General features: G+C 39.8%; 18 protein-coding genes and 1 riboswitch. Of the genes, 15 read left to right on the forward strand and 3 right to left on the reverse strand.

The features are described from left to right. Positions 1 to 20 precede the first annotated feature (20 nt). The 12 genes from ACYF68_RS06350 (at position 21) to ACYF68_RS06405 (ending at position 11,055) form a co-directional block, all read left to right on the forward strand. Entirely contained in the window at positions 21 to 245 is a 225-nt protein-coding gene (locus ACYF68_RS06350) for a hypothetical protein (RefSeq protein ID WP_461045848.1), read from the forward strand. Then, positions 242 to 448, forward strand: a complete 207-nt coding sequence (locus tag ACYF68_RS06355) for a helix-turn-helix domain-containing protein (RefSeq protein ID WP_461045850.1) — start codon at positions 242 to 244, stop codon at positions 446 to 448. The genes ACYF68_RS06350 and ACYF68_RS06355 overlap by 4 nt, the downstream gene beginning before the upstream one ends. Then, positions 448 to 1,161: a bZIP transcription factor gene (locus tag ACYF68_RS06360; RefSeq protein ID WP_461045852.1), complete on the forward strand. Its 714-nt coding sequence runs from the start codon at positions 448 to 450 to the stop codon at positions 1,159 to 1,161. The genes ACYF68_RS06355 and ACYF68_RS06360 overlap by 1 nt, the downstream gene beginning before the upstream one ends. Before the next feature lie 215 nt (positions 1,162 to 1,376). Continuing rightward, on the forward strand, positions 1,377 to 1,613 hold the full coding sequence (locus ACYF68_RS06365) for a hypothetical protein (RefSeq protein WP_461045854.1): 237 nt from the start codon (positions 1,377 to 1,379) through the stop codon (positions 1,611 to 1,613). Positions 1,614 to 2,656: 1,043 nt separating this feature from the next. Then, positions 2,657 to 2,920 (forward strand): hypothetical protein, encoded by a 264-nt coding sequence (locus tag ACYF68_RS06370; protein ID WP_461045856.1) that lies wholly within the window; start codon positions 2,657 to 2,659, stop codon positions 2,918 to 2,920. Positions 2,921 to 3,041: 121 nt separating this feature from the next. After that, positions 3,042 to 3,218 carry a hypothetical protein gene (locus ACYF68_RS06375; RefSeq protein ID WP_461045858.1) on the forward strand — a complete coding sequence of 59 codons (177 nt, stop codon included), beginning with the start codon at positions 3,042 to 3,044 and terminating at the stop codon, positions 3,216 to 3,218. A gap of 683 nt (positions 3,219 to 3,901) precedes the next feature. Then, positions 3,902 to 5,194, forward strand: a complete 1,293-nt coding sequence (locus tag ACYF68_RS06380) for a hypothetical protein (RefSeq protein WP_461045860.1) — start codon at positions 3,902 to 3,904, stop codon at positions 5,192 to 5,194. An 83-nt stretch (positions 5,195 to 5,277) separates the two neighbouring features. Next, the gene (locus ACYF68_RS06385; RefSeq protein ID WP_461045862.1) at positions 5,278 to 5,868 is read left to right on the forward strand and encodes an SH3 domain-containing protein; all 591 of its coding nucleotides are present in this window, start codon (positions 5,278 to 5,280) and stop codon (positions 5,866 to 5,868) included. Positions 5,869 to 6,021: 153 nt separating this feature from the next. Beyond that, positions 6,022 to 6,903 carry a hypothetical protein gene (locus ACYF68_RS06390; RefSeq protein ID WP_461045864.1) on the forward strand — a complete coding sequence of 294 codons (882 nt, stop codon included), beginning with the start codon at positions 6,022 to 6,024 and terminating at the stop codon, positions 6,901 to 6,903. A 195-nt stretch (positions 6,904 to 7,098) separates the two neighbouring features. Further along, positions 7,099 to 7,202: riboswitch (SAM riboswitch) on the forward strand. Positions 7,203 to 7,301: 99 nt separating this feature from the next. After that, positions 7,302 to 8,495, forward strand: coding sequence for a methionine adenosyltransferase (gene metK / locus ACYF68_RS06395; RefSeq protein ID WP_461045866.1), 1,194 nt, complete (start codon positions 7,302 to 7,304; stop codon positions 8,493 to 8,495). A gap of 189 nt (positions 8,496 to 8,684) precedes the next feature. Further along, positions 8,685 to 9,593: a nuclease-related domain-containing protein gene (locus tag ACYF68_RS06400; RefSeq protein WP_461045868.1), complete on the forward strand. Its 909-nt coding sequence runs from the start codon at positions 8,685 to 8,687 to the stop codon at positions 9,591 to 9,593. Between the two features lie 82 nt (positions 9,594 to 9,675). Next, a complete protein-coding gene (locus tag ACYF68_RS06405; protein ID WP_461045871.1) occupies positions 9,676 to 11,055 on the forward strand; it encodes an NAD-dependent succinate-semialdehyde dehydrogenase in 1,380 nt (459 codons plus the stop codon). A 33-nt stretch (positions 11,056 to 11,088) separates the two neighbouring features. Here ACYF68_RS06405 and ACYF68_RS06410 read toward each other — a convergent pair whose 3' ends face one another. Genes ACYF68_RS06410 through ACYF68_RS06420 form a run of 3 tightly spaced genes read right to left on the reverse strand, consistent with a single transcriptional unit; the run spans position 11,089 to position 11,782 of the window. Then, the gene (locus ACYF68_RS06410; RefSeq protein ID WP_461045873.1) at positions 11,089 to 11,448 is read right to left on the reverse strand and encodes a fluoride efflux transporter FluC; all 360 of its coding nucleotides are present in this window, start codon (positions 11,446 to 11,448) and stop codon (positions 11,089 to 11,091) included. Beyond that, positions 11,445 to 11,630, reverse strand: a complete 186-nt coding sequence (locus ACYF68_RS06415; RefSeq protein ID WP_461045875.1) for a fluoride efflux transporter FluC — start codon at positions 11,628 to 11,630, stop codon at positions 11,445 to 11,447. Before ACYF68_RS06415 ends, ACYF68_RS06410 begins: the two co-directional genes overlap by 4 nt. Next, the gene (locus tag ACYF68_RS06420) at positions 11,612 to 11,782 is read right to left on the reverse strand and encodes a hypothetical protein (RefSeq protein ID WP_461045877.1); all 171 of its coding nucleotides are present in this window, start codon (positions 11,780 to 11,782) and stop codon (positions 11,612 to 11,614) included. Before ACYF68_RS06420 ends, ACYF68_RS06415 begins: the two co-directional genes overlap by 19 nt. Positions 11,783 to 11,899: 117 nt before the next feature. Between ACYF68_RS06420 and ACYF68_RS06425 the strand changes: the two genes are divergently transcribed. Genes ACYF68_RS06425 through ACYF68_RS06435 form a run of 3 tightly spaced genes read left to right on the forward strand, consistent with a single transcriptional unit; the run spans position 11,900 to position 13,316 of the window. After that, positions 11,900 to 12,238, forward strand: a complete 339-nt coding sequence (locus ACYF68_RS06425; RefSeq protein ID WP_461045879.1) for an FAD/NAD(P)-binding protein — start codon at positions 11,900 to 11,902, stop codon at positions 12,236 to 12,238. Beyond that, positions 12,154 to 12,963, forward strand: coding sequence for an FAD/NAD(P)-binding protein (locus ACYF68_RS06430; protein WP_461045881.1), 810 nt, complete (start codon positions 12,154 to 12,156; stop codon positions 12,961 to 12,963). The genes ACYF68_RS06425 and ACYF68_RS06430 overlap by 85 nt, the downstream gene beginning before the upstream one ends. Continuing rightward, on the forward strand, positions 12,933 to 13,316 hold the full coding sequence (locus ACYF68_RS06435) for a hypothetical protein (RefSeq protein ID WP_461045883.1): 384 nt from the start codon (positions 12,933 to 12,935) through the stop codon (positions 13,314 to 13,316). Before ACYF68_RS06430 ends, ACYF68_RS06435 begins: the two co-directional genes overlap by 31 nt. Positions 13,317 to 13,378 lie beyond the last annotated feature (62 nt).

The following is a 13,378-nucleotide window of genomic DNA, read 5'->3' on the forward strand; positions in this document are numbered from 1 at the left end:
AATAGTGGAGGGTGAGAAGAATGGATAAAAACAGCAGGGAATACAAAGTGATTGCTAAGAGGTTAGAAGATGCGAGAGAAGATAAAGAGCAAGCGAGGATGGATTACGAAAAAACTTTGGAGCTAGTCAAAATTGATGGCTCAGTGGGCAGTTTAATGGATGCTAAAGTAGCGTACAATACTGCAAAAACAAGACATGAAACTCTTCTGAATCTTGCAGAAACACTAGGTATGATTGAGTCATGACGAAATCACAGATGCGTGTAGAAGTAGAAGAGCTATTGAATGATAAGAGCATTACTATCCGAGAACTAAGTGAAGCTACGGGAGTCGGTGAGTCTGTCATCAAGAAGCTAAAATCAGGTAGGCAGACTATTGATAAGACTTACTTCGAGAGTGTTGAAAAGTTATTTGAATATAAAATGATTAGAGAAAAGGGGAATGAATAATGAAGAAATATCTACTAATGGGCGGTTTAGCTACAACACTGATGCTAGGAGCATGTGGAGGAGAAGAAGAATCAGCTTCTACAAATGAAAATAACGATGCTGAGAAAGTAGAGCAGCTAGAAGCAGAAAATGAAGAGCTGAGAACTCAAATTGAAGACTTGCAGGAGCAATTAGATAACACAAGTATGGCAGCTGAAGAAGAGTCAACAAGTGATGATTCTTCAGATTCTGAAGGTGAGGTTGGTAATGATAGCACTAGAACAAATCCACTTGCTCTTGGAGAGACAGCTGAAGTTAAGATTACAACTTATGATGATGAAGCAGAAGAATTGAATGGGGTTGCCAATGTAACAATTGATAATGTTGTAAGAGGACAAGAAGCACTAGATATGATGAGTTCAGATGGAATGTCTTATGATGCGCCTGATGAAGAGGGTTACGAATGGGCAGTGTTTGATTTAACTTTTGAGCTTGTTGAATTTGTAGATGCAGATACTCCTATATCCTTAGGAGAAGATGTTTCTATTATTAACGAAGACGGCTCACAAGCCCCTCTTGTTACAGCTGTCATAGATGATGAGTTTCCGATAGGGGAATTATACGAAGGTGGTACGGCTTCAGGTAAAGTAGCAAGGCCAGTTCCTGAAGGTGAGCCATTTATAATCAAATATGATGATTATATAGATGCACAAGCTTTTTATGAAGTAGAATAATATAGAATATGGTTAATTGGAAAGTCGGCTAACGCCCACAGGCTCGAAAATAATAGGCTAGAAATCTTTCAAGAACACAAGAAACAAGTAAAACACACATAACCTAGCAGCTATCACAGTTGCTAGGTTTAATTATTTATGGAAACTCTTATAGATTATCCTAGTATGAAAATGTACAATTGAATTAAATATACAGGAGTTTAGGAGAGATATTAATGTGGAGCATTGAAAGATTTGGAGTAAAAAATAAAATGCAAATTATACCTTCAGTTAATCATAAAAAGGTAACGCTTGAACACAAAGGTACAAATTTCACTGTAGAAAAATATAATCCTAACAGTCATAAATTAACTGTAACAACCTATGATAATCAAGTAATTGAAAATGGCGTAGTCTATAAAACTCAAAAAGCAGTGATTGAGGAAATAGAAAACTACTTGAAGAATATGTAATACATACTCAATTGAGGGTGAGTATAGCAAGATTAAAGAGTTTCAAATCGTTATTTGTGAATGTTTTAAAGGAGGTCGTTATGAACAAAGCGTATAACCAGACCATTTTAGCCCTTATATTATATTCGATTATATACGCAATTTTAGTATTTATTATCATTACTAGAGTAGATGAATTTATTGTTAGTACAATCTTAGCTCTGTTTCCTTTGATGTTTAAAAACTTCTTTGAGATTATATATGAAAACTTGTCATATCTTAATGACAATCATAATCATGAGCGAGACAAATCGGACTTGGAGTTAATAAGGTTCATAATAGACATAATTCATATGATTATACTAACCCAAATAATTACACAAACTTTACAAAGTTTCGAGAAATGGTCATTATCAATTCTATTTCTAGTAATCATGTTAATCTTACCAGTATTTAGTCTGGTACTAATCAGAAGAAGTTTAAAAAAGATGGAGAATTAAATCTCATTTTTATTCCTCTAGAGTCGATAAATATTTTCATTCACAATTTAGACACAATTTGTAAAGCAGGTGTTAGATAAGAGCATACCCTTGAGTAAATAGAGGAAATATAAAAAAATGTAAAAATACAAACCACGCAACCAGTTGGAAAAAAAGGACTTTCATGTACATATATAGTGAGAGGTGTTTTAGAAACCACTGACAAATTATGAGTGTAGCCACCTATTAGTATATGAGAGGGTATAGTGGACAACCTGTATATATAAAGTAGACATCTTAGTTTACTTTTACACTTTGAGCCTTAAATACCATCAATTTATCGAATGAAACTGGGTCTAGCCAGGTATTAGTATATGAGAGGGTCTTTATATCGAAAAAAAGGATAAACAGCTACTACTATATAATTGAGCTCCAAAAAGAGCTTACTCCATAATAAGAGACTCCTTTTTATTTTCCTCTATTATTTTTAATCAAACTCCTTTTGCAGCAGTCATTAATTTGACTGCTGTTTTTTAATGGAGAGATATGTAAACAATATTATACATTTTGAAAGGATAGATTAGTATGACGACAAGAAGTAGTTTGGAAGATGCAGTAACAAACAATTTAGCAAGGAAGCAATTTGAAGAGTGGTATGAGTTTAACAATCGTCCAAACCTTAAGTTGATTGCCAAAGACATGGGGATTGCTTACACCTCTTTAATCTCCTGGAGGAAAGGTAATAGAGAATTTGGATATGGTAGCTTAGTTAGAATCGAGAAGTACTTTAAGAAACTAGTAGACAGACAAGAAAAGAATTTAGAATTGATGAAAAATCTTATAGAGTAGCCATACACTTAGATGACGAGGCGTTACATAGAAGATAGAGTATTTGTTCATAAAATAGAAACGGCTCTCACAGCCCAGTTTAAATGGGCTACAAGAGCACTAAAGAAAAAGGATGATTTGAATGAAGAGAGAACAAGTTGAAACTAGAGATTTAGCATTAAGAAGTAAAACAAATGAAACAGTTGCTATTGCAAACAACATCAATTTAGAGCTCATTAAGCAGATGAAGATGATGAGTGACTCACTAGAAGAGATTAGAGCTATCAAAGAGAAAGCTAAGTATTCAGAAAACTATTGACAAATGGAGATGACTATGTTAATATAGAAGAGTTGCTATTATAAATTATACATAAATATAGCAATTATATCTTATATTACAATAATAAAGTATGATAAGTAGAATGTCAACAAGATAGTATCGCACAAACTTGCAATAATTCTTGTTCCATTTGTCATCATTCCTCCTGTTTTTGAATTGCCCCCCCTATTCAATGTCTAGCCTATTATATATATATACATTAGGAATTGATTTGGGGGGGCAATTGGAAATTACCCCTTATATTTGCTAATAAGTATCGCACAAACTTACAGTTTGCGCTCTTTCACACGCCAAGTATCGCTGAAAGTTGCAGTGGCACTTTCAAATCGCTCAAAAGGCGTGTGTTGCTCTTCCACTCTGCCTTACCTGCGAAGCACGACAACGAGTAAACTCTGAGCAACGAACCGAAGGTGAGTCAGAGGCTTACGAGTTGAAAGAGGATTTTACGAAGTAAAATTCGATACATGTTATAGACAATATTAAAGGAATACCAACCCCCCCCACAACTCATCCTAATAGTAATAATATATTAATAGGGTGAGTTGGGGGGAGTTGAGAATTAAGCCACACTAACTCAAGCCTATATAATTAGAGAGGGTATTATTTATATAGACCTGACTTAGTGTGGCTAACAACAATTAAAATTAAAGGAGATATTAAATATGATTAAAACTAAAGTAGAACATGCAATAGAGCTAGAAGGACAAGTATTGAGTAAGCCAGAAGCACTTTGGTACTTCGGGAATGAAGGTGAGATAAGGAATTACTTTAAGGGGAGAAAAAAAGAATTTACGGGTAACACCGCTAAAACTTTTAAAACTACCTTAGAGCAATATTTTGAGACAGTGGATGACACAGTAAAAGTAGGGCGAGGAAAAGGATATAAGCTAGGTACAGCTAGAAATCAGGTTGCTGAGAGAAATACAAAGAATGCTACCAACGGAAAATATAATCACTCTACAAAGCATCTAGATGCACTGATGCTAGCTCATCTTGAGCACAATTTGGCAAACGGACAAGAGATTCAAAAATCATTTATAAATTGGCTTGCAGAATTCAAAATGATTAATGAAGCACAGTTAAAACTCTATAAGTCTAGATACAATAAGACGGTGAGAAAAGATACTAATGAACTTCTTGAAAGCACAGTGGGGACAGCGGATTATCGTGTGCTAGACCACTCTTATAGATTTTTCATAGAAGATATAAGGAGCCTGAGAAAAGTCATGATGAATTCTCTAGCTAGAATGGAAAAAGAAGAAATCATTGAGACTTTCATAAGGCACAAAGCTTACTTGAATGAGCCTATTAAGAATACACAAGGAAAAGATACTCATGTAATTTCCATTGATGCTAAAACCTACCAGCAATATGTAGATGCTAAAAGAAAAATCAAAGATAAGTACAACCTTTCAGAAAATGATATAAATTACCGCACCTTTAAGCCTTCTGAAGAGACATTAGAAAATGTGAAGAAATACAAACGAGACTTAAGAAAGTTCCTAGCTGAAGAGATTGTCATCACTGACTCATATGGAACAAAAATCAATGTGTCTATTTCAAATCTCTGGGAAGAGTTGGCTATTGTTGTTAAGGCTTCTAAGAAAAAAACTATGGACTACCTACATAAATACCACTCAGAAATTCTAGTTGAGTATCAAATACATAAATATGAAAGATTTCTTTCTCTTAGGGCTTCCAACTATAGAAGCGATAGGACAGAAGAGAGGTTGAATAAAGCAGAGAAGAGCAAGAAGAAATATGTGAGTCATGAAATATTGAAAGACGAGCAGTACAACAACAATAAAGCATTCGGAAAAGATGTGGACAGTAGCACTAAATCAGCCTTGAAGTTTAAGGAAGATTTCATGAAAGCTATTGAAAAACTGGATAAGATATTCGGAGATAAATTCATCATTGATGAAGAGAAAATTAAGAAAGCGTTGAGTAAATAATTATATAAGTAACACAGTCTGAAGTGAGAGGCAGACTATAAACAAATGGAGAGACAACTTAAATTATAAAGGAGTCTCATATTATGACAACAACAACAAAAACTAAGAAGATAGATTATGATGAGTTTGTAAAAATGGCAGAAGAAAACAAGTTTAAGGTAGAGGAGGTAAGCTACAGTCATCTAATAACTGATATGAACTACGCAAGAAATGCTCACCCTTCTACTAAAAAGAAAGCTGATAGATTCAATACAGGGAAATGGTGTCCAGCAGTCATTCTTTATAACAAAGAGTGGTACGAATTTAAGAAGCGAGTTCAGGCAGAGCTTAATAGAATTAAGTCAGGCAAGAAGAAACCTGCCAAACCAAAGAAAGCAAAGAAAAAGAATACCTCTTCTAAGTGGAAAACTAACAGGCATGGCACTCAGTGGAGAACAGTTAGAGGTGTTTGGATTAATGGAAGCAAACCTATCAAGAAGCGTAAGGGCTCACCAAAGCTTAGCGCTCCATCTTCTGGTTGGATGAAGCCAGGTCAAAGACTGGATTACAGAGAGCAAGCTAGAGCCGATGGACACATTTGGCTGCTCGATTTGAAGTCTGACCAGTGGGTTCCAGTTAAGACTTGGAATGCTAGGTCTGGTAAAGTCGGTAGAGATTGGGGTACTTGGAAATAGAACTGTTCCTTTACATATAAGAGTTTAAATACTTAGCAAGATGATGATGATTCAAGATGAGAATTGGACTGGATACTCTTATGAGTGTTCAGTCCTTTTTTTGTGTTATTTTTTAAGAAAGAGGTGTTAAACTAAAGGAAAGGAGTGGACAGAATGGACGATTTTGGTAGAAAAATAAATAAGATGTTGGAAGATAATCAAAAAAGAATGGAAAAAATGAGCCAAGCTTTTAAGCCGATACAAGATAGGGCAGCTAAAGCAGTCCAAACTTTGAATGAGCACCAAGAGATACTAAATAAGTATCTTGTAAATATCTATGAAGCTTTTGAAGTGTTAAGTTCAATAGATGTTGATGAATTGAATGATAGATTTCACAAACAACTGAGTAATAATGGTTGGGCAGTAATTGTAGAGATTGCGTTTTTGGATATGTATGGAATAATGGAATATGAGGACGAAGATGAAGATGCTGTGGATGAGCAACAATTATTGAAGATTTTGTATGGAGTATTTGAAGACACTGAGGCAGATTTGGAAGCCAACCTGTGTAGATTTCTAGGTGAGAGCAATACGACCTTCATTAATAAGCAGTTCACATTGATGAGATTGGGCTACAGGTTGAACTCCATCCCTGTATTAATCATTTTGATTGAAAAGACCATTAAGAAACTGGCCGATAAAGATGGGGAAATTGTTCGGGTCAGTGAAATAAGTGGTCTTTTAGAAGCTCATATAGAGAAACTTGCTAATGAAGAAATAGATGATGAAGATAAACAGAAGCTCATCGACACCTACACCGAAGCTTTCAAGAACAATGTAAAAATAATTGAGAACACATTTGGATATTACGACCAAGAAAAACCTGATAACCACAAAGTGAAAAGCATCAATGAGATGGGTATCATAAATAGAAATCAAGTCTTTCATACTGCTATAGATTTGGATGATGCTAATGAAAACCATTTTTATAAGCTCTACTTCATCTTGATATTCCTTATGGAGATTCGTACATTGGAGGAAAAAATAAAACAGTAGAAATAAAGTGGATGGGTTTAATATATTTAATTTATAATTTGACGAACAACCACTTTATGTATAAAATAAAGATTAATTAATGAGAAGTGGTTAAATACTACTTTATACTCGATGTTAACAATCTCATATGCTACTTAACAAATATTATTACCTTGATTTGAAACCTCTCATCTAGTATATTATAGGTTAAGTTATCTCTTATCAAGAGCCGGTGGAGGGAACATACCCGATGAAGCCCAGCAACCTCTTTACTGAAGAAAGGTGCTAAAGGATGCAGAAGTGATTCTGATCGATAAGGGGAAGAGCGGAGCCTTTTCTCGTCTTATGGAGAAAAAGGCTCTATTTTTTTGCATTTTTGCAGTGGGAGATAGCTAATATACTTAAAGGAGATAAAGTTAATGGCAGAGCGTAGACTTTTCACTTCGGAATCTGTTACTGAAGGTCATCCCGACAAGATTGCAGACCAGATTTCCGATGCGATACTTGATGAGATACTGAAAGGGGATAAAGATGCCCGGGTGGCCTGCGAGACGGTGGTCAATACCGGTATGGCACTGATTGTTGGAGAGATAAGTACAAATACTTATGTAGATATCCCTAAAATTGTCAGGGAGACGGTCAAAGATATTGGCTATATCCGCGCTAAATATGGTTATGACTATAAGACGATGTCAGTACTGACGGGGGTTGATGAACAGTCTGAAGATATCGCCCAAGGTGTTGATGACGCTTTTGAAACGCGCGATTCGGCAACCATTTCAACAGGGGCAGGCGATCAGGGTCTGATGTTTGGTTTTGCGTGCGATGAGACAGAGGAGTTCATGCCGCTGCCGATCGCCTTGGCACACCAGCTTGCCAAGCGGTTGACAGATGTACGTAAAGAAGAAATCATCAATTATCTGCGGCCGGATGGCAAGACTCAGGTGACTGTGGAGTACGACGAAGAGAATAATGTAAAGAGAATAGATACCATCGTCATTTCCTCACAACACCATGAAGAAGTGGAGACGGAAAAGATCCGCGAAGATCTCATCAACCACGTCATCCGTGAGGTGGTGCCTGAAGAACTGCTTGACGCGGACACGCGTTATATCATCAACCCGACGGGGCGTTTCGTCATCGGAGGCCCCCAAGGTGATGCAGGATTGACTGGACGCAAGATCATCGTCGACACATATGGAGGATATGCCCGCCATGGTGGAGGCGCATTCAGCGGTAAAGACCCGACTAAAGTCGACCGTTCTGCAGCCTATGTTGCGCGCTATATCGCAAAAAACATCGTGGCAGCGAAAGTTGCTGCAAAATGTGAAATTCAGCTGGCTTATGCGATAGGGGTCAGCGAGCCGGTCTCGATCTCAGTCGATACATTTGGAACGTCTGAATATAGTGAATCGGATATCGTAGCGGTTATAAGGAAGCAATTCAACTTGTCGCCTGATGGCATCATAGATATGCTCGACCTAAAGCGCCCGATATATAAAGCGACGGCAAGCTATGGCCATTTCGGCCGTAACGACACGGAATTCCCATGGGAGAAGATTGATAAAGCCACTGCCATAAAGACGGAACTTGAGAGCGTCGCGATGAAATAAATGGATAGCCCCCTTCGAAACAGGGGGCTATATTACATAAGTGCGCTAATCCGGTATATTTATATGCAGGTACATTATTTTCCCTGAAAAGCGCGCTTTTCCCATGTAAAGATATATCATTTCCGGTATAATGAACGGAGTCTTAATTAAGACGGGAAAGTCAAACAGGAAAGGAATTGAGGAAAGTCCATGAATACAGATATTTTTACCAATCCGATATTCATCGTGGTGGCAATTCTGCTTCTTATCGTTGCAATTGCGTTCCTGGTCTATTATTTCAGGAATAGAGGCAAAGTGAAAACGCTCCAGGAGGAGTATGATAAAGAGAAGGACGCACTGGTCGAACAATATGAGGCCGATAATGCAGCCGAGCGCCAGGAACATGAAGAGAAATTGTCGTCAATCAATGAGAAATACCATGAAGAGACGACATTGCTCAACAATAAACTTTCAAGCCTGCGCCAGTTTACCGTGGACAAGGGAGAGTACTTGACCGATTTGTCACTCCTACAGCTGAAGGACCGCCTTGTGGCAGATGAAAAGATCAGGGAGACGGATATGTACATACTATCCAATGTGTATCTGCCTTCACGCAATTACACGAACACCCGTAAAATCGATCATCTGGTACTTACGCGGACGGGCATCTATTTGATCGACTCCAAATATTGGAGTGGGCATATACTGCATGGCGTCAATGAAGAGAATTTTGATCAGTTGCCTTATGTAGAACATTTCTTTGATCTTCTGGATATTGACAAGGCAAAAGAGCAGACGTTGATATTCGAAAAGGGAAATGAGCAGAATGTGGCAGTCAACCATTATAATGAAACGATTGAAGAAACTAAAATTTCTGCTGAAAAACTCAAGAATATCTTCAAGCTCCAGTACGATGTTGTGCCGATCATCTACTTCAACCCTAAAGACAACGGCAACTATTCCATCGCGAACTACTCCAGTGACCCTTCCATAAAAGTATTGGTGGGCGAGGAGGAACTTGAGAATTTCTTCATGAAATATGTCTTCCACGGCCGGTTCCAGTATACGGTTAAAGACCTGGATGAAATAGCAGAAGCGATATTCCAACTGAATCCATAAGCGAAACTTTTGTTTTGATGGACTGAAAGCCTTATAATTTTCTTATAAGGCTTTTATTCTATTTAATGGGAGGCAATCATTTATGTCTGAAGAAATCATTGTACTGAACCCTGCAACAGGTCAGGAAATCGACAGGGTGAAAAAAGAGAATAAAGCGGATATTGACAGGAAAATTGAAAAAGCACATGAAACGTTCAAAAAGTTCAAGAAAAAGAATCCTCATGACCGCAGTGCGCTACTTACAGAGTGGTCCAAGCTGATAAGTGAACACAAAGAGGAAATCGCTGAATTGATAACGAAAGAGAATGGTAAGCCGCTACAGGAATCACGCGGTGAGGTCGACTATGCACGCAGCTATGTCGATTATTATGCTGAAGAGGCAAAACGTGTATATGGCCGCACCATACCACCGCACGAAGATGATGTGCGCATGGTAGTGACCAAACAGCCTATTGGCGTAGTCGCGGCTATTACACCATGGAACTTCCCGATTGCGATGATGGCCCGCAAAGTGGCGCCGGCAGTTGCGGCTGGCTGTACTTTCCTGGTCAAACCTGCAAGTGCAACCCCACTATCTGCAATGAAATTCCTTGATCTGGCATTGGAAGCAGGATTCGATGAAGGTGTCGTCCAATACGTTACCGCTTCTGGTAAAGATGCCGGTGAGGCTTTCACAGAGTCTGATAAAGTAATGAAAATAACATTCACAGGCTCCACGGCTGTCGGAAAGTCATTGATGGAAGGTGCTGCCTCAACAGTCAAGAACATCACCATGGAGTTGGGCGGACATGCACCTCTAGTCGTCCACAAGGATGCGGACATCGATATGGCCGTCGAGCAGGCGATCGCCTCCAAATTCAGAAACTCCGGACAGACATGCGTATGTGCCAACCGCTTCTATGTCCATGAAGACATTGCCGAAACTTTCAGCGAAAAATTTGCAGATGCTTCGAAGAAGCTGAAGATGGGCAATGGTCTTGATGAAGACGTCGCAATAGGACCGATGATCAACGAAGATGGTTACGACAAGGTAATGCGACACATCAATGATGCAGAGGAGAAAGGTGGTAAGATCCTGACGGGCGGTAAAGGCTCAAAGGAGGAAGGATACTTCATCGAGCCGACAGTAATCACCGGCGCCACTGATGAGATGGTCATCATGAATGAAGAGACGTTCGGACCGGTAGCTCCAATCCAGACCTTTTCCACTTTGGATGAAGCAATTGAAAAAGCGAATGATACCGAGTATGGTCTGGCAGCTTATTTCTTCACAGAAAGTTACCGCGATGGCATCAAGCTCCAGGAAGGTCTTGATTTCGGTGTGTTGGGCTGGAACAATGGTAAACCAAGTGCAGCACAGATTCCGTTCGGCGGACTTAAGGAAAGCGGAATGGGGCGTGAAGGCGGCCCTGAAGGCATCGAACCGTATCTCGAAACGAAAATCACATCCATGCGCGTTTAAAACAAAAAGTCCGTCCCATGCCGGGCGGACTTTTTATAATGGAGAGGAAACGTAAAGGCCAAGTAGAAGGGCCAGGAAGGGCACGGTAAACATCAAAAGCGAATATGCGATGAACGCTTTATAGCGGCTTTGTTCATATAACTTCAATTGATCGAGGGTGAACGATGAATACGTGGTGAACCCACCTAGGAATCCTGTAACCATGATTAAATAGAGTGTCCCGCCTGTACTCAGGAACATGATGACGAGTCCCATCAGAAAAGAGCCGACTGAATTGATGATGAGGGTCCCGAGGGGAAAGGCGAGACTCTTCAGTTTCGGGCGTGTTGATATGTAACTTCTCAATGAAGCCCCAAGAGCGGCACCAACGCCGAGGAATATTATTTTAATCATGAAGCACCTCCTGATTTCATGCCGAGAAATGCAAGCATGAATCCACCAAACAAGTTGATCGCCAGATAAATGGAAAGTGCCAGGAGATCTCCGGCCTCCACCAGTATATAATTTTCATAGGTGAGCAGGGAAAATGTTGTAAAGCTGCCAAGGAGGCCCGTAATCAAAAAGTCATGCCACAATCGATTGCGCGCCGCCAATTTCTGAAGATGAAGCCTATGCCGAAGGCGCCAAGAAGGTTGACGACCAATGTGGCAGTAAAGAAAAAGGGCGTCAGCGTGGCCAAAGACAACGCAATCGCATACCTTGAAAGGGCCCCATCATGGCGCCACATGAAATGATAATATACTTTTTCATCCGCCCGACCTCCTTAAAACAAGAATGAAAATGCAAAATCTTTCATATACCTATATAATGTACCATAAGTAAAGAAGGAAGAGAGTGTGGGTGTATGAAGCAGACTAAAGTGGCGATTATAGGCGGTGGCGTGACAGGGGTATCCATATTAAGCCATCTTGTGCACGATGAACGATTCACTAGTGAGATTACCGTTGATGTATATGATAACGCGTATACGATGGGTAGAGGGCAAGCTTATCAGGAAGATAATGAGCATCTGCTCATCAATGTCCCTGCTGACGAAATGTCTCTTGGGAGAGCCACCCGGATTATGGAACTTGGCTTAAATCAGAAAATGGGAAAGAGGTGTATACCAGCCGTCAACAATTTGGGGATTATGTTAAGGACCAGTTGGAGGCGATTGCGTCTATACACGAAGGGGTCCACTTGAGATACGCTAAAGTCGACGGCATCGAATATGATTCCAGCAACGGGAAATTCACACTTTCCATAGAAGAGGAGGAAGTGTTATATGACCGCGTCTTTCTGACCATCGGACAGCTCAGGTACGGTGACCCCTATAACCTTAAGGGGAGTCAGGGCTTCCTTTATGATCCGTACCCCCTCTCAAGGAAACTCGCAGACATTGAAGATGACAACATCGGAATCCTCGGTGCAGGTCTTTCGGCGATTGACTGTGTGCGTTATCTGATTATAGATAAGCAAGTGGAAAAAGTATCCCTATTTTCCCGCAGTGGTGAAATGCCTTCTGTCAGGGGAGAGCGGACAGAAATTACACTGCGTCATTTTACTGAAGAAATCTTGAGGGATAGAATCCGGAATGATGAAATAGCGCTCACAGATATCATTACACTGTTCAAAAAGGAATTGGCGCATCAGAACATCGATGAATCGCTGTTCTTCCGCCGTACAGGCAACACACTTCAGGACTTGAATTATGATCTTGAACATCAAGAGACAGTGGGACGGCTACAGTACCTCATCATCAAAGTCAATCCGATCTTCAGTGATGTCTATCAGTACCTCTCCCGCAACGACAAAAAAGCCTTTCTTGAAAAATATCATCACTTGATTGAAGAGAACCATTCACCCATGCCTGCTGAGGTGGCACGCTTGCTGGTGCAATGGGGGATGAAGGCCGGCTGCATATCATAGACGGTACAGAACACATAAAAAAAGAAAATGGATTCACCATCCTGACTAAAGAGGGTGGGGCATATCAGGTCGACACATTGATCAATGCCACAGGGCCTGTCAAAGATGTGCGCAGAGGGGATTCGAAAATCATCCAATCGTTGATGAACCATATGATTATAGCACCAAGTGAGTTCGGTGGCATCATGGTGGATGCAGATAGGCATGTCATCAGTCCAAAGGTCGGCACGGTTCAAGGCATGTATGCGCTCGGTGCTTTGACGATAGGATCGGATTACCTTTCGAACTCTGTACAGTTGCTTCAAAAAAATGCGCAAAAGCTGATTAATAGGTTTTATGAAGATATGTATTAAAAAAGGGGTGCGGCTGCACCCCTTTTTTGATTGCGTTTCACAAACTATTTTCTGTTGAAGAG

This window comes from Salinicoccus sp. CNSTN-B1, assembly GCF_054792835.1.